Origin of the sequence: Chryseobacterium salipaludis, assembly GCF_022968825.1 — a bacterium.
Classification (GTDB): domain Bacteria; phylum Bacteroidota; class Bacteroidia; order Flavobacteriales; family Weeksellaceae; genus Kaistella; species Kaistella salipaludis.
Genome location: NZ_JALHKS010000005.1, coordinates 145,432 through 165,428 on the forward strand (window position 1 = coordinate 145,432; position 19,997 = coordinate 165,428).

The window sequence follows — 19,997 nt, forward strand, 5'->3', positions numbered from 1 at the left end:
CAGACGCCATATTATCCTTTTGCTTTTTCAATTACTGCTTCGGCTACGTTGGTAGGCGCCGCTTCGTATTTTTCAAATTCCATGGAAGAGGTTGCTCTACCGGAAGACAGCGTACGCAGGGAAGTTACGTAGCCGAACATTTCAGACAGCGGCACAAAAGCTTTGATCACTTTTGCATTGTTTCTGTCGTCCATTCCGTTTACAGTTCCTCTTCTGCGGTTCAGGTCACCCACGATATCACCCATGTATTCCTCCGGTGTTACCACTTCCAGCTTCATGATTGGTTCCATGATCACCGGCTTGGCTTTCTTACCAGCTTCACGGAAGCCCATTTTCGCTGCAAGTTCAAAGGAAAGCTGATCGGAGTCTACTGCGTGGAAAGATCCGTCTTTCAAGGTTACTTTGATACCCTCTACTTCGAAACCAGCCAAAGGACCGTTTTTCATAGATTCTTTGAAACCTTTCTCCACGGACGGGATGAATTCTTTCGGAATGTTACCTCCTTTGATTTCGTTAATGAACTCCAGTCCTGGTTTTCCTTCATCTGCAGGCCCGATTTCAAACTGGATATCCGCAAATTTACCACGACCACCGGATTGCTTTTTGTACACTTCTCTGTGTGCCGCAACCTGAGTCAGGTTTTCTTTGTATTCTACCTGAGGTTCTCCCTGGTTTACTTCCACTTTGAACTCTCTTCTCATACGGTCGATCAGGATATCGAGGTGAAGTTCACCCATACCGGAGATAATCGTCTGGCCGGAAGCTTCGTCTGTTTTCACCTGGAAAGTTGGATCTTCTTCGGACAGTTTCGCCAAAGCATTCCCCATTTTATCCTGGTCAGCTTTCGTTTTAGGCTCTACGGCTACCCCGATTACAGGATCCGGGAAGATCATAGATTCCAGAACGATTGGGTTTTTCTCATCAGAAAGGGTATCCCCTGTTTTGATGTCCTTAAATCCAACCGCTGCACCGATGTCACCAGCCTCAATATATTCTACCGGGTTTTGCTTGTTAGCGTGCATCTGGTAGATACGGGAGATTCTTTCTTTGTTTCCGGAACGGGTGTTCAGAACGTAAGAACCTGCATCCAGACGACCGGAATATGCACGGAAGAATGCCAAACGGCCCACGAACGGGTCTGTAGCAATCTTAAATGCCAAAGCAGAGAATGGTTCTTTTACGTCCGGCTTTCTTGTTACAGGCTCATCAGTTTTAGGGTCTGTACCATCGATCGCTTCTTTGTCCATTGGAGAAGGAAGGTATTTACATACAGCATCCAGCATGAACTGAACTCCTTTGTTCTTGAAAGAAGAACCGCAGGTCATCGGGATGATAGACATATCGATGGTCGCTGCTCTCAGCGCTGCGTTGATTTCTTCTTCGGTAATGGAATCCGGATCTTCAAAGAATTTCTCCATAAGCGTTTCATCATATTCAGAAACAGCCTCTACGAGTTTTTCTCTGTATTCGTGTACATCATCCAGCATATCCTCAGGAATTGGCACTACGTCGAAGGTAGCTCCCTGTGTGTTGTCATGCCAGATGATGGCGCGGTTTTTAATCAAATCAACTACCCCTTTGAAGTCTTCTTCAGCACCGATTGGCAGAACGATTGGAACTGCATTGGAACCCAGCATTTCCTTCACCTGGTTTACTACCATCAAGAAGTCTGCACCCTGGCGGTCCATTTTGTTCACGAAGCCCATACGTGCAACGTTGTAGTTGTCCGCAAGTCTCCAGTTGGTTTCAGACTGTGGCTCTACCCCGTCTACAGCGGAGAAAAGGAACACCAGTCCGTCCAATACACGCAGGGAACGGTTTACCTCTACGGTAAAGTCAACGTGCCCGGGAGTATCGATGATGTTGAAGTGGTACTCGTGTGCATCATCAGTCGGCTGACCGTTGAAGCGCGGATATACCCACTTACAGGTTGTTGCTGCAGAAGTAATGGTAATCCCTCTTTCAGCTTCCTGCTCCATCCAGTCCATTTGAGAAGACCCCTGGTGTGTTTCACCCAGTTTGTGTGTTTTCCCGGTATAGAACAGGATTCTTTCGGTAGTGGTGGTCTTACCGGCATCGATGTGCGCGGCAATCCCGATATTTCTTGTGTATTTAAGATCTCTTGCCATGTGAGCTTAGAATTTAAAGTGTGAAAATGCTTTGTTTGCTTCCGCCATTCTGTGCGTGTCGGTTTTCTTTTTGTACGCAGCACCTTCTTCTTTAGCCGCAGCGATCACTTCAGCCGCCAGCTTCTGAGCCATAGACTTGTCATTTCTCGCTTTGGAGTATTTGATGAGCCACTTCATTGCCATAGAAATTTTTCTGTCGGCACGGATTGGCATTGGGATCTGGAAGTTAGCACCCCCGATTCTGCGTGAACGTACTTCTACGTGCGGCATTACGTTGGTCAGGGCATCTTTCCAGATTTCCAGTGATGTTTTTTCGCTGTCTCCTTTCTTAGTTTCCACGATATCCAGGGCATCATAGAAAATACGGAACGCGATGGATTTTTTACCATCCAGCATCAGGTTATTTACGAATCTTGTTACCAGCTGATCATTAAATTTAGGATCCGGTAACAACGGTCTTTTTTTCGCTTTTGTCTTTCTCATTGTTTCGTTTCTTAAAGTTTAATGATTACTTCTTTTTACCTTTAGCTGGTGCTGCAGCTGCCTGACCTGGTTTTGGTCTCTTAGCTCCGTACTTGGATCTTCTCTGCGTTCTTCCGTTTACTCCTGCAGTATCCAGTGCTCCACGAACAATGTGATAACGTACTCCCGGTAGGTCTTTCACCCTTCCGCCTCGTACCAATACTATCGAGTGCTCCTGAAGATTGTGTCCTTCGCCCGGGATGTAGGCGTTGACTTCTTTCCCATTGGAAAGTCTTACTCTCGCTACTTTTCTCAGTGCAGAGTTCGGCTTCTTAGGGGTAGTAGTATATACCCGAGTACATACTCCTCGTCTTTGTGGACAGGATTCAAGGGCAGCCGATTTGCTCTTCTTGGCAAGCGTGGCTCTTCCTTTTCTTACTAATTGTTGAATAGTAGGCATTTAATTGCTTTTTATTTTAGGGTGCAAAAATAAGAATAATTTTTAAAGCTACAATATTAATACTGCTTATTTCTTTGATTTTAAGGCTTTAAGTTATTATTTCACTTCATAAAACCACTGCTCCACATTTGGATCTAAATCGAAAGCACTCAGGTGTCTTTGCAGGGTTTGCACTTCGGCTGGCGAAATAGCATAAAAAACGATGCGTTCTATCGCGGGTCCGTATGCTCCACGGCTTCGCCATGATGCCACGGGAATCCACTCAGCAGGGGGGCCGCCGGGGAACCATTCGGGATAAATTACAGCTACACGGCAGTTTTCTTTAGTAACATACCTTCTTATAAATTTCTTATTCTCACTGACATATTCCTGGCGGGATTTGTGTTTATTGGCCACCTTCATGCTCGCAATATCAGTGCTTCCCAGCCCTACCATATCGATAAGTTGTACGTGACTGAAATAGGAGATCGCACCGATATCATTCGCTAAAACTTTTTCTCCTTTATAATAACGGTACAGAAAGCGCGACATTTCGACCTGCTGCTCGTTAATTCCTTTGCTGCTAAACTGTAACGGCTGGTGATGATAACCGAAACGGTAAATAGATATAAGTACGAGTGCCGCCGTGCTTCCGATCGTAAGTGTTTTCGAAATCGTCCACCTGGTTTTTTTGACATTGTTAAAAGCTTTGGAAATGACCGGAATCACCAAAAGCAGAACGGCGATCATGATATAATTCTCATACCTGTATTTCATAAAAGCAAATAAAGACTGCAGCACACCTACCGTAATAACAACGATGATAGCTGTTTCGTTTCTTAATAAATGTTTCCAGGAGTCTCGCCGGTATTTTTGCAGGAGATGAATAGCGAGAATTAAGAAAGGAAAAAACAAACATTTATAAAAAGTGGTATTAAACAGTATCCCTTCCGAGAATATTCGCCACACGCTAAGGAGAAAATGATCCGTTTCGGGATAGTTACCTTTCACCATTACGGAATTAGGAAAAAAGTAGCCTCCTTGGTCCACAGAAATAAGTCCGAAAATAAGAATCGAAATGAAACCAGCCACCAAAACAGCAAACGCCGGTAAAAAATCTTTTCTCAGAAATAAGGCAAAAGCCAGCGCTGCGGTGAAAAACATGCTTTCAAACCGTACCAATGACAGAAGAAAAGTAATGAACAATATAAAAAACAGGTTTTTACCCTTAAATTCATTTTGAACGCCAGCCTGAATATAGTACAGCGCCTGCACGATCAGGAACATATGTATGGTATGCTCCATTCCAATAAGCGCCATCATATATAATAAAGAAAATGGAAGCAAAAGCCACAATACCCAAGGCAGGTCCCGCGACTTTCCAAAATCTCTGAAGTAGCGGTACACCGCAAAAATTGTCAGATACCCAAAAAGTACGTTCAGCAAAAGCGGGTAATATTCCCAGTCTCCGAATACCTTAATAAGGCAGGACAGCAGCAGGGTATAAAGTATGGACGAAGAAGCACTGTCGAAACCTGATGTATTAACACTCCAAACCCCTAACTCCGCAAAATTCCTGGCGAGCGCCATGTGGATATACACATCATCCAAAATATAAATATACCTATGGCCAGCTGGTAGTTGCGCCCAGCCAAGCACGAAATAAAAACCTGTAATTATGGTGAACGCCAGCAATAAGAAATAAAGATATTTTTTCATGGCGCAAATATGCAAATTATTAAAGATTGTCCATCTCTTTAAATACCATTACGCGATAAAAGTACGTCCTTGGTAATATCGTATCCCGTCTTATCTTACCCGTACATTTTACCAGCAGCATTTTTGTTGTTATTTTACTTTTTATAAAGCTAAAGATATTCAAAACCATTTCCATAACCGCTATAGCTTCAGTCAATAGGAATTGCAGTTGCTTTTCGGTAACTTTGTAAGAAAGATAAAAATTATGAACAACGCTAAAATTATCGGCCTGAACGAAGCAGACTGCCAACAGATTGCAGAAAAACTGAATGTGCTGCTGGCCAATTACTCTATTTTTTACCAGAATACCCGCGGTGCGCACTGGAATATCAAGGGTGACCAGTTTTTCACGCTCCACCCGAAGTTCGAAGAACTCTACAATAACCTGGTACTGAAAATTGATGAAATCGCAGAACGCATCTTAACCCTCGGTGCTACGCCTAACCATAACTATTCGGATTACGTGGCCGTTTCTACCATTAAGGAAAGCCGGGAACTCTCTGATGCCGAGCAGTGTGTACGCAATATTCTAACTTCCTTCCAAACGGTGATTGACCTGCAGCGCGATCTGCTGGACGTAACTGATAAAGCCGGTGACGAAGGAACCAATTCCCAAATGAGTGATTACATCACCGAACAGGAAAAAGAAGTCTGGATGTACAACTCCTATCTGGGCAAATAGTGCAATTATTTTATACATCATCTGCAAATCGCTCCGCTGTCGGAGCGATTTTTATTGGGATTATGTACCTTTGCTTCTTATATCTACCCTATGACTGATGTCCGGCTGAAATCGCTTCTCGACAATGATTTCTATAAAATCACCATGCAGAACGCGGTGATTAAACTTTTCCCGAATGAAAAAGTGCGCTACACATTTATTAACAGAGGCCACCATTCTTTCCCGCCGGGCTTTGCCGAGGAATTGCGCCGCTGTATTAACGCCATGGCGGAACTGAAACTTACACGCGATGAGAAAGAGTTCCTGCGCATCACCTGTCCATATCTGGATTTGCCGTATTTGGATTTTTTGGGCGGCTATCATTATGATCCCTCTGAGGTAACCGTTGTGCAGCACGGCGAGGATCTGGAAGTAACGGTGGAGGGACAATGGTACCGCGCGATCCTTTGGGAAGTTCCTTTGCTTTCGCTGATTTCGGAACTGCATTATGAATTGAACGGCATGCAGCGCAGTCCGAATGAGGAGGTTGTCAGCCGCACTTTGGATAAAGCCGCGCACCTCGATGCGCTGAAAGTAACTTTTGCTGAGTTCGGAACACGGCGCCGCCACTCCTACAAAGTACAGGATTTGGTGGTGGATGCTTTGGTACGCAATAATAAATCGGGTAACTTCATCGGTTCCTCTAATGTACACTTTGCCATGAAATACGGTGTTAAACCTATTGGCACCCACGCGCACGAGTGGTTTATGTTTCACGCCGCTGCGTATGGTTTTAAGATGGCCAACGCCCTGTCTCTGGAACACTGGGTAGATGTTTACCGCGGTGATTTGGGTGTGGCGCTCTCGGATACCTACACGACCGAGGTTTTTTTCCAGCAGTTTGATAAGAAATTTGCGAAGCTTTTTGATGGCGTGCGGCACGACAGCGGCGACCCGATCGAATTTGCCAATAAAACGATTGAGCATTACCGCAAAAACGGCATCAATCCGCTGTTTAAATACATCATCTTTTCAGATGGTTTAAATCTGGAGAAAGTGGAGGAAATTACCCATGCCTGCGAGGGACGCATTGGCATCTCTTTCGGGATCGGCACTAACCTGACAAACGATGTGGGTTTAAAACCTATGAATATTGTAATGAAACTCACAGAAGCGCAAACCATCAATGGTGACTGGACATCCACGGTGAAACTTTCAGATGAGCATGGGAAATATACCGGCGACCCGAGGATGATTGAACTGGCAAAAGAGTTTTTAAAAATTAAAGATTAAGCTTTTTTCATCAGTTTCCAGGATGGAGTTTACATTTGTATAAGGAATGGTTGTATGTTTACTGCTGACCTGATGATTTTTAATGTCGAATAAAAAAGATAAAAGACAAAATCTTAAAATCAGTTATCTTAAATAATACAAGCCAAGGCGCAGAAAAGAACTAAAGTATTAATTCCGGGCTATTCTTTTACTATATAAATGGAGGTAACTTTTATTTTTATCGTCTTCCTTAGCGTACTTGCCGGCGCGGCTGGTGCGTATTTCTATTGCAAATCGTCCATGGTTTCCCGAACCGCCTTGGATGAAATAAATCAACGGCATATCCAGTCACAGGCCGATTTACACCATAACGAGCGATTACTCGATGAAGCGCGGGAAAATATAAAATCAGAAAAAGAAACGGCACAGCAGCACCTCCAAGATTTATATAATTTAAAAGAAGAAACCGCAGCGATTGCCGCCGAGCTCAATGCCACGCACCGGCAGCACAAAGAATTAAAAGAAACACACCTACAGCAGACCGACGCCCACGCACAACTCTCTGCGCAGTACCGTTCGCTTTTTGCACAAAATGCGGAGCTCCAGGCGAATAACGAAAGTTTAAAACAATCACTGCAAAACCAAAAAGAGGAAATCCTCCGCCTGCAGCAACAGGCCGCACAGGAATTCCAGAACCTGGCGCAGAAAATCCTGGAAGAAAAAGCGGAGAAGTTTACGGCATTGAACCATCAGAACCTGAAAAATATCCTGGAGCCGTTTCAGGAAAAGATTACGGAGCTGCGCACACAGGTTGGGGACACCTATGACAAAGAATCGAAGGAAAGGTTCTCGCTCAGCGAACGCGTGAAAGAACTCGCCCTGCTGAACCAGCAGATTTCGGAAGATGCCAAAAAACTCACCCGCGCACTGAAAGGCGAAAGCAAAACCCAGGGAAACTGGGGCGAAATGATCCTGGAGAGTATTCTGGAAAAATCAGGCCTGGTGAAAAACCGGGAATATTTTCTGGAGCATGAACTGCGAGATGAAGACAACAAAGCGCTTTACTCAGAATTTTCGGGCAAAAAAATGCGTCCGGATGCCGTGGTAAAATATCCTGATGAGCGCAATGTAATTATTGACTCCAAAGTTTCTTTAACTGCCTTTACCGAACTCGTGGACGAAACCGATTCAGAAGTGTATCAGATCAAGTTGCATCAGCACCTGGCTTCGGTGAAAAATCATATCCGCCAGCTGAGTGACAAAGCATATGATGACTATGATAAATCGCTGGATTTCGTCATGATGTTTATTCCCAGCGAACCGGCCTACATCGCCGCCATGCAGGCAGACCCGAACCTATGGTCATTTGCTTATGAAAAAAGAATATTGCTGCTAAATCCCGGCAACCTGATTACCTCTTTGAAATTGGTGGCTGACCTTTGGAAGCGCGAATACCAAAACCGCAACGCCATGGAAATCGCAGAGCGCGGCGCCAAGCTATATGACAAATTCGTTGGTTTTGTAGATAACCTCGAGAAAGTAGGCAAACACATGGACCAGGCAAAGAATGTGTACAATGACGCCTTCAAACAACTTTCTACCGGTAATGATAATCTCATTGTGCAAACCACCAAGCTGAAAAGCCTTGGCATTAAAAACAAAAAGGAGCTGCCGCCCACCCTCGAAGAAAACGCGGCCGCCCACGCAATTGATGATAAACTGAATGATCATGATGCTTATTGAAAGCCCCAAAAATGAAAAGATAAAATACCTGACCCGCCTGCTGACTGATAACCGCTTCCGGCGCAGGGAGCAGGTTTTTACCGTGGAAGGTCGTCAGGAAAATGAGCGCGCTCTGCAGTTTCATTTTAAGGCAAAAGAATTTTTCATCTGTCCCGATATTTTTGACGGTGAGATGCCTGCGGGGCAAATTACGTTTGTTTCTAAAAACCTATATGAAAAACTTGCGTACCGGGGAACTTCTGAAGGCTGCCTCGGCATTTACGAAACTGTGAAACCAGTATTGTCAGATTTTGCACCGGCAGCGCATTCGGCTGTTGTCGTGCTGGAAGGTGTTGAGAAGCCGGGGAACTTGGGCGCTATTCTCCGCAGTTGCGAAGCTTTCGGTATTGATGCTTTAATCATCACCGATCCAAAGACCGATTTTTATAATCCCAATGTCATCCGCTCCAGCGTGGGATGTTTGTTTGGAATGAATATTTTCCAGAGCAGCAATGAGGACACGTTTTCATTTTTATCAAATAACGGCTACCAGATTTTAACGACGAACATGCACCACGATGCGCAGCCACTGCCTGCACACACGCTCACGGGCAAAACAGCGATTGTGTTCGGAACGGAACATTCAGGACTTACTGATTTCTGGACCGGTAAAGGAAACAATACTTTAATTCCGATGGCAGGAAGCATTGATTCCTTGAACCTGAGTAATGCAGTAGCCATTGCGGCGTATGAAATATTGCGCCAGCGGATATAAAAAACCGCCTTCCTGAGGAAAGCGGTTTAAGAGTTTGTCAAAAACGTCTAATTATTTAGTAGCGTCTTTTACAGCATCGTTAGCAGCGTCAGCAGCGTTAGTTGCAGCATCACCAGCAGCTTTAGCCTGATCTTTAGCAGCATCAGCACCAGCTTCAGTAGTAGCAGCAGCAGCATCTTTAGTAGCGTCTACAGCAACATCAGTAGCAGAATCAACTACCATAGCAGCAGAATCAACAACCTCAGCAGCGTTGTTCATTGCATCGATAGAATCAGTACCGTTTGCAGTTTCTACAGTTTCAGATTTGTTACAAGCTACAAGAGCTACAGCAGCGAAAGCAGCTACAAAGAATGACTTTTTCATAATAAAGTAAATTAAAGTTTGTTTGTTCTATTTAATTCGTTCATCACTTTGAACAGGACAAAGGTAGACCCGCAAAAAAATTTGTTGCTGAAAATTAATTGTAATATATTTGTAAAACTGTTTTACAATTTTTTATATCTGATAATCAATCATTTATACATTTCCACCTTTTGAGCGATTTAGATTTATTACACTTCGAACAGCTGAAAAATGAGGTACAGCATACCTACCTCGAGCAGCACACCCCGTCTGATGACGATATTTCCCGGTGGAAAGGAATTGATATTATTTATTTCCAGGAAGATTTACGCAAAATCGCGAAAGGCAATATCAGCGAAAAAACGTTTTACACCTATTTTAAAACCAGTCCTGTAACCAAGCTGCCGCGGATTGATACGCTGAACCTGCTGTCTGTTTATGCGGGTTACAAGTCCTGGTATGAATTTAAAAAACAACACCTATTTGCTGATGAGATTTTAAAAGAAGACGAGACTGCTCCTGCTGAAATTGCTGTTCCGCAGACTGAACTGCAAATTAGCGAGGAAACTACGCCGGTAAAACCGGCCATACCACCGGTTGAAAAGCAGCCGGAACCGACACCGGATAAAGAGATTTTACAAACGAGCACTCCTGTAAATCAACCTTCTGCTGAAAATGTGGTGACACCAGTACCTGAAAAAACTTCCGGCATTCCCGCCTGGCGAAAATATTTGTGGTCCGGGCTTTCAGTTGTGCTCGGCTTTTTGGTTGGGATACTGTTTTTTAAGGATGAACTGTTCACGAAGAAGTTTTACTACAGTTTCGTGGATGCTGACCGTAATTCTAAAATTAATGCAGAACTTCAGGTACAGATTTTAAAAGAAAACGAATCACCCATTTTGTACACGGCAAAACCGAATGAACCTTTTGTCTATACCACGAAATCTAAAGATCTGACAATGGTTGTTTCGTCGCCTTATTACCGCACGGACACGATTCAGCGAAATCTGGAAACCGCACCGGAAGCTGAAACGATAGAACTGAAACCCAATGACTATGCGATTATGCTTTTCTATTATTCCAAGTCAATAAAGGATCTGAAAAAGAAACGCGAGACATTGAACCAGCTGATCAGCGATCAGGCCCTTATTTACCAGGTGTACGAAAATGAAACCTATGGTGTGGAAACTATGGATAAACAACGTTACATTAACCTGGTAACTTTGCCGTCCACGGCACTCGAAAACCTGGAAGTGATTGACACCCGAAACGATAAAAACAACAGAATCAACCTGATAAAGTTTAAAATTACCGCCCATGAAAACGCTCAGTAAAATAGGAAGTTGCCTGCTTCTGGCTTTTCTGCTGCTACTGGCCTGTAATCAGGAACCAAAAACGGTATCTGATTTACAGATTGTCCGAAACAACAATAACAAGAAATCCTATCCCGTCACAAAAATTGACAGCGCGCAGGCCATCGAAAATATTACACGGCAAAAGATTCAGGAAATCCTGGACCTGGCCGCTTTGTATACCGCTGGCAACCGGGACACTGAAATCGACTCTGTCATTTATGCGCAAATGCAAGGCTATTTTCTGGAACCTGATTCCTTAAAACTCAATCCGCTGCTTTTGCAACTGGACAGCCTGAAAGCGAAAAGTGCTAAAGTGCAGAACATCGCTGTGCGAAAAGAGATCCGCGGGACAGATACGCTCGATCTTGCCGACTTCAATGTGGAATACTTCGATGGATTTAACCGAAGTGTGGGCACCCGCGATAAAAATGTGCAGTATAAATTGCAACGCTCTCCGGTGAAATTTAAAAAAGAGTTTAAATTTTACTTTGTAAAATTCGATGTTCCGCCCGCGAACGACAGTACTTCTGTGGGAGTAACCAAATAATCCAGCGGCACATCCCATTCAGAAACATCTTCTACCGGTTCTTCCGGTGAGAAAAAACTGAGTCCAGCTTTTGGTGTATTCTTTTTCAGTGTAGCAAAGAAACGGTCATAAAAACCTTTACCATACCCGACCCGGTTGCCATTGGCATCTGCATATAACAGCGGCACCAGAATCATGGTGTAGGAATTCAGTCCACAGTCCGTATTGCTTTCAGGCTCGGGAATATTCCATTTACTTTTAATAAAAACCGTATCCGGAAAAATTTCGACCGAGCAGATATCAGCACCGGACACTTTGGGCACAAACACTCGCACACCCCGCTCAAAAAAATAGTCTAGAAATAAGCGCGTATCCACTTCATTCCGCTCGGCGATGGAAAGAAAGCAGTGTACCGTATCACCCGGCTTGAAAGAAAAGTGCTGTTGAAACTGCGTAAAGATTTCCGCAGACTTCTCTGCAGTTTCACTCGTGGTCAATTCTTTTTTGCGGGCATTATATAAAGTTCTCAGTGCAGCTTTCGTCATACTTAAATATAATAAAAAATGCGTTCCTCAACGAACGCATGTTTTTTAAGTGAGCTTAACCGAAATAATTTTCACCGGACAGGCGCGCGATGCTTTGTCGCACGGTTGGTATGCTTCCATGTTTGGCGTTTTCAGCGTATAAAAGCCTTTCTTGTTCTCGGTCTTCAATAAAACTGATTTACCGTCCTTCTTCGACATCCGGAAATACTCCGGTGCAAATTCCGCACAGTAATTACATCCGATACATTTTTCCCGCTGCAGCGTTACAATAACCATTACACTTTGTTTTTGATACAATACTGCTACGACTCTGCTGCCACAATTTTATATAACTTATCGGACGGGCGCACCCGGAATTCTGTTTTGAACGTAATCACGTCGGCCTTTGAGGCTTTCGTGGCTTCCGGTTTCTGATCCACGCGCATGGCTTCCACCACCATTTCCTGTGAACCGGTCGTCGGGCCCTGGATTAAAATTTTATCTCCCACGGCCAGATCATACGCTTCAATCATAAATTCCGCTACATTGGACTTTGGATAGAAATGCCGGCCTTTCCCGACATACACCTTTTTCTGGGTAGCACTGCTGCCGGAGTTTGCCGACCACTCGCCCAATTCCTGCCCCAGATAATATCCTGCCCAAAATCCGCGGTTATACACCGTCTCCAGACGTTTCATCCAGCCTTCTACTTTCGCCTTATCATACGTTCCGTCTGCAATAGCATCGATTGCTTCGCGGTAACATTTGGTAACAGTCGCAACATATTCCGGTGCGCGGCCGCGGCCTTCAATTTTCAAAACCTGTACGCCGGCATCCACAATCTGATCCAGGAAAGGAATCGTACACAGGTCTTTCGGAGACATCATATACTCGTTTTCCAGCTCAATCTCAAAGCCGGTTTCCTGATCGATAACCGTGTATTTCTTGCGGCAGTTTTGTTTGCACGCACCGCGATTCGCGGAAGAATTATGAGAATGCAAACTCAGATAACATTTTCCGGATACCGCCATGCACAAAGCACCATGTCCGAAAATTTCAACTTCCACCAGTTTGCCGGAAGGTCCCTTGACCTGTTCTTTTTCAATCTGGTCGCAGATCTTTTTAATCTGGGTAATGCTAAGTTCGCGGCTCATCACCATAGTATCCGCAAACAGGGCATAAAACTTCACCGTTTCGATATTGGTAATATTAATCTGCGTGGAAATATGAACTTCCATGCCGATCTGGCGCGCATACGAAATCACGGCCTGGTCCATCGCGATAACTGCAGTCAGGTTGGCTGCCTTGGCTTTATCCAGCAGGGTTTTGATTAACGATAAATCGTGATCGTAAATAATCGTATTTAAAGTCAAATACGTGCGCACTCCCTTTTCAGAACATCTGCGGGAAATTTCCGGCAGATCATCGATGGTAAAATTCATCGAAGCGCGGGCGCGCATGTTCAGCTGCTCCACACCAAAGTACACAGAGTCGGCTCCGTTATCCAAAGCTGCCTGCAGGGAAGTGAAATCTCCCGCGGGCGCCATCAGTTCTATTTTTCCTGACCTGGTCATTACTCTGCGATTTTATAAAGTTTGTCAGACAATCTGGTACGGAACGGAACCGGAAAGGTAATCTGGTCGCCGGCTTTTGCCGTTTCGCAGGCTGTACCATTGGCAAACAACTCCGTAATTTTTATTTCCTGCAAGCCGGTAGTCGGACCTGAAATGAGAATGGTGTCACCCAAAGACAACTCGCCTTCTTCCAGCAGAAACTGACTGATTTTCGATTTTGTATAGTAATGTTCTGCCTTGCCCAAAAACACTTTTTTCACCGGTGTTTGCTGACGAATACTTTTGGTTTCTGCTTTTGCTAAAGGTTTTGCCGGCTGCGCGCCTGAATTTTTAAACTTCAAGGCTTCTGACTTTCCTTTGCGGAAGATCTTATTGCCGATATCTTTTCCTTTGCGCAACGCGATCTGTTCTTCTATTGGCAAATGAATAATTTCCTGACATTCGGCAGAACAGCAGTTCTCCATCGCAGCCTTGCAATCATCGCACTGAATAAAAAGCAGATGGCACCCGTCATTCGCACAGTTCGTATGGTCATCGCAGGGTTTACCGCACTGGTGGCACTGGGAAACAATATCGTCCGTAATTCTTTCGCCTAACCGGTGGTCAAAGACAAAATTCTTCCCGATAAATTTACTTTCAATATTTTGTTCCTTAATCTGGCGCGTGTATTCGATGATACCGCCTTCAAGCTGATATACATTTTTAAAACCCTGATGCTTGAAATAAGCGCTCGCCTTCTCACACCGGATACCGCCGGTGCAGTACATCAGCAGGTTTTTATCCTCTTTGTGCTCCTGGAGCTGCTCATTGATAATCGGCAGACTTTCGCGGAAGGTTTCAACATCAGGCGTGATGGCTCCTTCAAAATGACCGACTTCACTTTCATAATGATTCCGGAAATCCACCACAATAGTATTCGGATCTTCCAGCAAGGTGTTAAACTCGTCAGCTTTCAGGTGAATTCCTTTATTGGTTACATCAAAAGTGTCGTCATTCAGACCGTCAGCCACAATTTTATGTCGGACTTTAATGGTCAGTTTCAGGAAAGAATAATCATCCTGCTCCACCGCCACGTTCAGGCGGATTCCCTTCATAAAGTCATACGCTTCCAGGGTTTCCCGGAATGCTTCCAGCTGGTCCGCCGGGATACTCATTTGGGCATTGATCCCTTCGTGGGCTACATAAATACGGCCAAGTGCATCCAGGGCGTTCCAGGCTACAAAAAGTTCGTCGCGAAATTGTTTTGGGTTTTCGATTTTAGCGTACGCATAGAAAGACAGGGTAAGGCGCTGCTTACCGGCTTCATTGATTAACTGAGCTCTTTCTTCTGCGCTTAACGTGTTATACAGTTGCATGCTATCAACAGATTAAGTGAGAATTATAAAGCCGCAAAGGTACGAAAATGCCTTTTAAGGAAAGGCAATTAGAATATGAAAGTACTCAGGAAGTATTCAATAAAAAGTATTTGGGCAGACATTTCCGCCGTCCGCTCCCGCTTTTTTTCGCTCCGCTGCGCTGCGCAAAAAAGAGCTCCGCTCACGTCGGGCTGCAGACTCCTCCGAGCGTAAGTGTAGCTCCTAAATTTCAGTAGAAGACCTCCGGATGTTCAAATCTTTTTTCACTTTATCCAGTGAAATTCTTTCACCCGTGTCAGTCAAGCGAAAAATCTTCACCGTAAGCAAGTCCTGAAGATCCTCCAGTTCCTTAAGATTTAAATCATTTAGAATATTGTTAAAGTCTTGTAAGATCTTTTTTGTCGAAGGTTCCATACAGAAATAGGCTGTCCGAATATTTTCTTTACAGCTCGGTATAAATATGTTTCAAGATACTTTTGTCCTCTTCCGTAAACGCCACTTTTCTTCTGGCCATGGCAAGCTCAGCCACTTCGTTGGCTTTTTCCAGTTTAAATTTAGGATCGCCTTTCATACCGCCCCAGGAAAAACTGTCCACCAGGTTTGGCGGGAAACCGGGTTTGAAGATATTCGCTGCCACACCAATGACCGTTCCTGTATTGAGCTGGGTGTTAATGGCTGTTTTCGTGTGGTCGCCCATGATGACGCCCGCAAACTGCAAACCGGTATTCACAAACTTTCCGATGCCGTAATTCCAAAGCTTTACTTCTGCATAATTATTCTTCAGATTAGATGAGTTGGTATCTGCGCCCAGATTGCACCACTCACCGATCACTGAATTTCCCACGAAACCATCATGGCCTTTATTGCTGTATCCGAAAATAACAATATTGTTCACCTCGCCGCCCACTTTGCTGTGCGGACCAATCGTGGTAGGCCCATACACTTTAGCACCGAGATTAAATTTAGATTCCTCACACAACGCAACAGGTCCGCGCAAATGGCAACCTTCCATTACTTCTGCATTTTTCCCGATATAAATTTTGCCGGTCTTTGTATTCAGGGTGGAAAACTCCACTTCGGCACCCTCTTCAATAAATAGGTCTTCCGGATTTCCAAGGAGTCCGTTGGTGGTTGACAACGCGGCGGACTGGCGTCCCCCAGTTAACAGTTGGAAGTCAAAATCAATGGCTTCCTTATTATAACTGAACAAATCGGTCGGCTGACTGTAAAAGCGGATTTCACCTTCAATATCCGTCATTTTCTCAATCTGGTTCAGCGAAAAGTTTTCCATGTGAATACGCACAGCCAACAGTTCATCGCGGTAAACCAGCGCTTCGCCCAACTTTAATTCTTTAATCTGAGCCAGAATTTCAGCGGTCGGTAAAAAGTTGGGCACGAGAAACAAACTTTCTTCTTTCAGCGGTTCCCGGAATTTCTGCTGCAGGTAATCTTCCGTGAGATAGGCAACCTCCGTGAAGCCCAGTAATTTTTGCCACCGTTCTGCAAACGTAAGGATGCCACAGCGCAGTTCGGCCACCGGGCGTGTAAAAGTAAGCGGTAAGAAATCCTGCCAGAATCGGGCATCTGAAAATACGAGTTGCATAGAAAATTTATTTACGGGTGAAAATAGCATAAAAAAAGTCTTTCCGGAAATTCCTGAAAGACTTTATATTCAATAAAAATCCGAAATTATTTTGCGAATTTTTTGTATTTGTTCATGAACTTGTCAACTCGACCTGCCGTGTCAACCAGTTTCACTTTACCGGTGTAGAACGGGTGAGAAGTTGAAGAAATTTCCATTTTTACCAATGGGTATTCCTGGCCTTCGTACTCGATGGTGTCTTTGGTTTCTGCGGTAGATTTGCAAAGAAACATCTCATCATTACTCATGTCTTTGAAAACAACGAGTCTATAATTTTCTGGGTGGATTCCGTTTTTCATAACTAAATTTACTATTAATAATTAAAGTTTTGCTTTCGAAATAGTAATGGATATTTCTCTGCTAAAATTTTAGACCGCAAAAATACAAATAGTTTTTCATTCCAACAACTTAGCAATTGTTAAATTTACAATTTCCGGGTTCAACAATTTTGGTTACTTTTGAAAAACTTACCGTTTATTCTCCATGAAACATATAAAAATACTGCTGGCACCGGCTTTCGTGCTCCTGCTGGCTGTGCTGAGCTGCACTCGTGATGATATAGAATTCGACGCACCTTCCGAATTGCTGCGTTTTTCGCGGGACACGGTATTTCTGGATACGGTTTATAATCAGGTACGCTCCGAAACCTATGCGGTAAAGCTGTACAACACGGAAGACCGCGATATCATGATTCCTCAGATTGCGCTAGAATCCGGTAGCAGTTCACTATATCGGATTAATATGGATGGCCGCGCCGGAACCTCTTTTCATAATGTGCCGCTGCGCCGGCAAGACAGTCTTTATATTTTCGTGGAAATCGCGCCGGTTGCCACTGCTACTGAAGCCATTGCGGAAGACCGCATTCTGGTGGAAACACCGGCCGGGAAACAGCACATCACTTTATTTTCCGTGGTGCAGGATGCAGAATTCTTTATTGAAACGGAAACCAATCCAAATATCCTGACCGAAAACACCACCTGGACCGCCAATAAAGCCAAGATTATTTTTGGAAATCTAAAAGTGGCTGCCGGAAAAACCCTGCAGATTGAAGAAGGCACAAAGGTCTATTTGCATAAAAACAGCGGCCTGCAGTTGGAGAAGACAGCGAAACTTACTGCAAACGGAGGCCTCGGTAAAGAAATTATTTTCCGCGGCGACCGCAATGATACCCGCTACGATACCATTCCCAAAAACTGGAACGGCATCTACGCAGATGAAAACGCGACAGTAGACTTAAATTACACAAAAATCATGGGTGGCACCACCGGTCTGGAACTGCAGAAAGCGCAGGCAAATATTAAAAATACAATTATCCACACCCACCAGGAATATGGGATTTTAGCAATTAATTCTGTAGTTAATGCGGAGAATCTGGTCGTCAATAATTGCGGCGAGGCCGGCGTTGGGCTCTTCGGTGGCGGCACGTATAATTTTAAACATGCTACGCTGGCGAATTATTGGCAGCTGAACGGTACCCTGCCCGGCCTTAGTTTATTTGCGAGTAATGAATATGACAAAGAAACCGGCAACATGACGCTTACCTTTGCTAACTCCATTTTGTATGGACATTCGAATAATGCGGTGGTTCTTAAACCAGCAGGTTCCGGCAATCTTAATTATACGTTTAATAACATTTTATTAAAGTACAGCGAGCAGGCAGGATTCGCCTTTGAGGGTAACCCCGCCATTACCGCTTCCCTTAAAAATGAAGATCCCAAGTTCATCAATTACTTTACCCACAAAATGAATCTGCGCGTAGCCGACGATTCACCAGCCCGCGGTAAAGGAAACACTACAGTAGCGGCTTCTGTTCCGCTCGATATAGCACAACAAAGCAGGGTGAACAATCCCACTTTAGGCGCCTACCAATAAAATTAAAAAAAATGGAAATTACCCGGCTTCAGCAGGAAGTAGATGAATGGATTAAGAATGTGGGTGTTCGTTATTTTAATGAACTTACCAATATGGCCATGCTTACCGAAGAGGTAGGCGAAGTAGCACGTATTATCGCCCGGCGCTACGGTGAACAAAGCGAAAAAGAAAGTGACAGTCAAAAAGATCTGGGCGAGGAACTGGCCGATGTACTGTTTGTAACGCTCTGCCCGGCGAACCAGACCGGCACAGATTTGCAACAGGCCTTTGACCGGAAATTAAAAATAAAAACCGACCGCGACCGCGACCGGCATCAGAATAACGAAAAGCTTAAATAGGCACTTTATGACGAAGGTACTGCAGCTGAAAAAATCTGTATTGAAGGATAATGAAACAATAGAAATCGGTGGTTCCAAAAGTATTTCGAACCGCTTATTGATTTTGAAGTATTTATTCGACAATGTTATCATTGAAAACCTGTCGGATGCGCATGACACGGAACTGCTACAACAGGCACTGGAAAGTTCTGCTGAAACTGTAGATATCCATCATGCGGGGACGGCCATGCGCTTCCTTACTTCCTATTTCTCTATTCAGGAAGGTAAAACCACTGTTCTTACCGGCTCTTCACGGATGCTGCAAAGGCCGATCGGACCACTGGTGGACGCACTCCGCAGCCTAGGTGCGGATATTAAATACCTGGAAAAAGACGGTTTCCCGCCGCTTAAAATTAGCGGGCGTGCTTTCAGCTCCAATGAAGTAAGCATTGCGGCTTCTGTTTCCAGCCAGTTTATTTCGTCTTTACTGCTTATTGCACCGGCGTTGCCCAACGGTTTAACCCTTCATCTGACCGGAGAAATAACCTCGCGGCCGTATCTGGAAATGACCCTCAAAATTGTGCGAAAGTTTGGTGCAGAAACTTCATGGGACGGCCAGACCATTCACATTTCCCCGGTTCTGCCGGCTACCAAAAGTTCGCAGATTATGAAGGTCGTGGCGGAGAGCGACTGGAGTTCCGCGTCCTATTTTTACTCGCTGGCCGCTATTGGGCGCAAAAGCATTAACCTGCGGTACTTCCGGCCGTATTCGCTGCAGGGGGATTCTGTTATTCGCGAACTCTACTGGAAATTCTTTGGTGTTAACACCATTTCTGAAGATGCTGAAAGTAAGATTTCACTGCTGGCAGAGGAGAACGTTAATTTCCCCGCGCTGATTTCATTGGATATGAATGACTGCCCGGATATCGCGCAAACGCTGTGCGTAACAGCAACAGCGCTGCAGGTTCCCTTTCACATTACCGGACTGGCCACTTTAAAAGTAAAAGAAACGGACCGGCTCGTTGCGCTGAAGAACGAATTATTTAAGATCGGGTGTATCGCGGAAATTACGGAAGACAGCATCCGCTCGGTGAAGTTTTTTGAACCGAACGAACAGATCTCAATTGAAACGTATCAGGACCACCGGATGGCAATGAGTTTTGCTCCTTTTTCTCTAGTGCAGCCGCTTGAAATCCAGAATCCTGAGGTGGTAGAAAAATCCTATCCGCGGTTCTGGTCTGATCTCGAACAGGTTTTACAGGAAGATTAATA

General features: G+C 44.5%; 20 protein-coding genes. 9 read left to right on the forward strand and 11 right to left on the reverse strand.

The window, feature by feature from the left end; genetic code table 11:
- Window positions 1-11: 11 nt before the first annotated feature.
- The 4 genes from fusA to MVI27_RS09660 form a co-directional block, all read right to left on the reverse strand.
- On the reverse strand, window positions 12-2,129 hold the full coding sequence (fusA, locus tag MVI27_RS09645; protein WP_246961311.1) for an elongation factor G: 2,118 nt from the start codon (window positions 2,127-2,129) through the stop codon (window positions 12-14).
- Between the two features lie 6 nt (window positions 2,130-2,135).
- Complete coding sequence (gene rpsG, locus MVI27_RS09650; RefSeq protein ID WP_246961312.1) at window positions 2,136-2,612, reverse strand: 30S ribosomal protein S7; 477 nt, start codon at window positions 2,610-2,612, stop codon at window positions 2,136-2,138.
- A gap of 25 nt (window positions 2,613-2,637) precedes the next feature.
- Entirely contained in the window at window positions 2,638-3,051 is a 414-nt protein-coding gene (gene rpsL, locus MVI27_RS09655) for a 30S ribosomal protein S12 (RefSeq protein ID WP_048499091.1), read from the reverse strand.
- Window positions 3,052-3,147: 96 nt separating this feature from the next.
- Window positions 3,148-4,749: a hypothetical protein gene (locus MVI27_RS09660; protein WP_246961313.1), complete on the reverse strand. Its 1,602-nt coding sequence runs from the start codon at window positions 4,747-4,749 to the stop codon at window positions 3,148-3,150.
- 244 nt (window positions 4,750-4,993) lie between these two features.
- On the opposite strand from MVI27_RS09660, the gene MVI27_RS09665 reads away from it, so the two are divergent.
- The 4 genes from MVI27_RS09665 to MVI27_RS09680 all read left to right on the forward strand — a co-directional run bounded on the left by MVI27_RS09665 (window position 4,994) and on the right by MVI27_RS09680 (window position 9,218).
- Window positions 4,994-5,470 (forward strand): Dps family protein, encoded by a 477-nt coding sequence (locus MVI27_RS09665; protein ID WP_246961314.1) that lies wholly within the window; start codon window positions 4,994-4,996, stop codon window positions 5,468-5,470.
- A 90-nt stretch (window positions 5,471-5,560) separates the two neighbouring features.
- Window positions 5,561-6,742: a nicotinate phosphoribosyltransferase gene (pncB, locus tag MVI27_RS09670; protein ID WP_246961315.1), complete on the forward strand. Its 1,182-nt coding sequence runs from the start codon at window positions 5,561-5,563 to the stop codon at window positions 6,740-6,742.
- Between the two features lie 198 nt (window positions 6,743-6,940).
- Complete coding sequence (locus tag MVI27_RS09675; RefSeq protein ID WP_246961317.1) at window positions 6,941-8,464, forward strand: DNA recombination protein RmuC; 1,524 nt, start codon at window positions 6,941-6,943, stop codon at window positions 8,462-8,464.
- Window positions 8,454-9,218, forward strand: coding sequence for a TrmH family RNA methyltransferase (locus tag MVI27_RS09680; protein ID WP_246961428.1), 765 nt, complete (start codon window positions 8,454-8,456; stop codon window positions 9,216-9,218). Before MVI27_RS09675 ends, MVI27_RS09680 begins: the two co-directional genes overlap by 11 nt.
- Window positions 9,219-9,269: 51 nt before the next feature.
- Here the strand turns inward: MVI27_RS09680 and MVI27_RS09685 are convergent, their stop codons facing one another.
- Window positions 9,270-9,581 carry a hypothetical protein gene (locus MVI27_RS09685; protein WP_246961319.1) on the reverse strand — a complete coding sequence of 104 codons (312 nt, stop codon included), beginning with the start codon at window positions 9,579-9,581 and terminating at the stop codon, window positions 9,270-9,272.
- 170 nt (window positions 9,582-9,751) lie between these two features.
- Here MVI27_RS09685 and MVI27_RS09690 point away from each other — a divergent pair, with 170 nt between their 5' ends.
- Window positions 9,752-10,894 carry a hypothetical protein gene (locus MVI27_RS09690; RefSeq protein ID WP_246961321.1) on the forward strand — a complete coding sequence of 381 codons (1,143 nt, stop codon included), beginning with the start codon at window positions 9,752-9,754 and terminating at the stop codon, window positions 10,892-10,894.
- Window positions 10,878-11,462 (forward strand): hypothetical protein, encoded by a 585-nt coding sequence (locus MVI27_RS09695; RefSeq protein WP_246961323.1) that lies wholly within the window; start codon window positions 10,878-10,880, stop codon window positions 11,460-11,462. The genes MVI27_RS09690 and MVI27_RS09695 overlap by 17 nt, the downstream gene beginning before the upstream one ends.
- On the opposite strand, the gene MVI27_RS09700 is transcribed toward MVI27_RS09695, so the two are convergent.
- The 6 genes from MVI27_RS09700 to MVI27_RS09725 all read right to left on the reverse strand — a co-directional run bounded on the left by MVI27_RS09700 (window position 11,399) and on the right by MVI27_RS09725 (window position 16,835).
- Entirely contained in the window at window positions 11,399-11,986 is a 588-nt protein-coding gene (locus MVI27_RS09700) for a 5-formyltetrahydrofolate cyclo-ligase (RefSeq protein ID WP_246961326.1), read from the reverse strand. The genes MVI27_RS09695 and MVI27_RS09700 overlap by 64 nt on opposite strands.
- A 45-nt stretch (window positions 11,987-12,031) precedes the next feature.
- A complete protein-coding gene (locus MVI27_RS09705; RefSeq protein WP_246961329.1) occupies window positions 12,032-12,262 on the reverse strand; it encodes a ferredoxin in 231 nt (76 codons plus the stop codon).
- A gap of 26 nt (window positions 12,263-12,288) precedes the next feature.
- On the reverse strand, window positions 12,289-13,539 hold the full coding sequence (locus tag MVI27_RS09710) for a peptidase U32 family protein (protein WP_246961331.1): 1,251 nt from the start codon (window positions 13,537-13,539) through the stop codon (window positions 12,289-12,291).
- On the reverse strand, window positions 13,539-14,894 hold the full coding sequence (gene trhO / locus MVI27_RS09715; RefSeq protein WP_246961333.1) for an oxygen-dependent tRNA uridine(34) hydroxylase TrhO: 1,356 nt from the start codon (window positions 14,892-14,894) through the stop codon (window positions 13,539-13,541). Before trhO ends, MVI27_RS09710 begins: the two co-directional genes overlap by 1 nt.
- Window positions 14,895-15,336: 442 nt before the next feature.
- Entirely contained in the window at window positions 15,337-16,497 is a 1,161-nt protein-coding gene (locus MVI27_RS09720) for a GlmU family protein (RefSeq protein ID WP_246961335.1), read from the reverse strand.
- Between the two features lie 86 nt (window positions 16,498-16,583).
- A complete protein-coding gene (locus MVI27_RS09725) occupies window positions 16,584-16,835 on the reverse strand; it encodes a type B 50S ribosomal protein L31 (RefSeq protein WP_246961336.1) in 252 nt (83 codons plus the stop codon).
- A 184-nt stretch (window positions 16,836-17,019) separates the two neighbouring features.
- Here MVI27_RS09725 and MVI27_RS09730 point away from each other — a divergent pair, with 184 nt between their 5' ends.
- From MVI27_RS09730 to MVI27_RS09740, 3 genes are read left to right on the forward strand one after another with little or no spacing between them, the layout of a single operon-like run.
- Window positions 17,020-18,408 (forward strand): hypothetical protein, encoded by a 1,389-nt coding sequence (locus tag MVI27_RS09730; protein ID WP_246961338.1) that lies wholly within the window; start codon window positions 17,020-17,022, stop codon window positions 18,406-18,408.
- A gap of 11 nt (window positions 18,409-18,419) precedes the next feature.
- The gene (locus tag MVI27_RS09735; protein ID WP_246961340.1) at window positions 18,420-18,746 is read left to right on the forward strand and encodes a nucleotide pyrophosphohydrolase; all 327 of its coding nucleotides are present in this window, start codon (window positions 18,420-18,422) and stop codon (window positions 18,744-18,746) included.
- Between the two features lie 7 nt (window positions 18,747-18,753).
- Complete coding sequence (locus MVI27_RS09740; RefSeq protein ID WP_246961342.1) at window positions 18,754-19,995, forward strand: 3-phosphoshikimate 1-carboxyvinyltransferase; 1,242 nt, start codon at window positions 18,754-18,756, stop codon at window positions 19,993-19,995.
- The last annotated feature ends 2 nt before the right edge of the window (window positions 19,996-19,997 follow it).

Bases quoted from the DNA above. Each gene is read 5' to 3' on its own strand.
- pncB (WP_246961315.1), top strand. From the start codon at position 5,561: ATGACTGATGTCCGGCTGAAATCGCTTCTCGACAATGATTTCTATAAA.
- MVI27_RS09735 (WP_246961340.1), top strand. From the start codon at position 18,420: ATGGAAATTACCCGGCTTCAGCAGGAAGTAGATGAATGGATTAAGAAT.
- MVI27_RS09730 (WP_246961338.1), top strand. From the start codon at position 17,020: ATGAAACATATAAAAATACTGCTGGCACCGGCTTTCGTGCTCCTGCTG.
- MVI27_RS09740 (WP_246961342.1), top strand. From the start codon at position 18,754: ATGACGAAGGTACTGCAGCTGAAAAAATCTGTATTGAAGGATAATGAA.
- rpsL (WP_048499091.1), bottom strand. From the start codon at position 3,051: ATGCCTACTATTCAACAATTAGTAAGAAAAGGAAGAGCCACGCTTGCC.
- MVI27_RS09700 (WP_246961326.1), bottom strand. From the start codon at position 11,986: ATGACGAAAGCTGCACTGAGAACTTTATATAATGCCCGCAAAAAAGAA.
- MVI27_RS09665 (WP_246961314.1), top strand. From the start codon at position 4,994: ATGAACAACGCTAAAATTATCGGCCTGAACGAAGCAGACTGCCAACAG.
- MVI27_RS09675 (WP_246961317.1), top strand. From the start codon at position 6,941: ATGGAGGTAACTTTTATTTTTATCGTCTTCCTTAGCGTACTTGCCGGC.
- MVI27_RS09725 (WP_246961336.1), bottom strand. From the start codon at position 16,835: ATGAAAAACGGAATCCACCCAGAAAATTATAGACTCGTTGTTTTCAAA.
- rpsG (WP_246961312.1), bottom strand. From the start codon at position 2,612: ATGAGAAAGACAAAAGCGAAAAAAAGACCGTTGTTACCGGATCCTAAA.
- MVI27_RS09680 (WP_246961428.1), top strand. From the start codon at position 8,454: ATGCTTATTGAAAGCCCCAAAAATGAAAAGATAAAATACCTGACCCGC.
- MVI27_RS09685 (WP_246961319.1), bottom strand. From the start codon at position 9,581: ATGAAAAAGTCATTCTTTGTAGCTGCTTTCGCTGCTGTAGCTCTTGTA.
- MVI27_RS09710 (WP_246961331.1), bottom strand. From the start codon at position 13,539: ATGACCAGGTCAGGAAAAATAGAACTGATGGCGCCCGCGGGAGATTTC.
- MVI27_RS09660 (WP_246961313.1), bottom strand. From the start codon at position 4,749: ATGAAAAAATATCTTTATTTCTTATTGCTGGCGTTCACCATAATTACA.
- MVI27_RS09695 (WP_246961323.1), top strand. From the start codon at position 10,878: ATGAAAACGCTCAGTAAAATAGGAAGTTGCCTGCTTCTGGCTTTTCTG.
- MVI27_RS09720 (WP_246961335.1), bottom strand. From the start codon at position 16,497: ATGCAACTCGTATTTTCAGATGCCCGATTCTGGCAGGATTTCTTACCG.
- MVI27_RS09705 (WP_246961329.1), bottom strand. From the start codon at position 12,262: ATGGTTATTGTAACGCTGCAGCGGGAAAAATGTATCGGATGTAATTAC.
- trhO (WP_246961333.1), bottom strand. From the start codon at position 14,894: ATGCAACTGTATAACACGTTAAGCGCAGAAGAAAGAGCTCAGTTAATC.
- fusA (WP_246961311.1), bottom strand. From the start codon at position 2,129: ATGGCAAGAGATCTTAAATACACAAGAAATATCGGGATTGCCGCGCAC.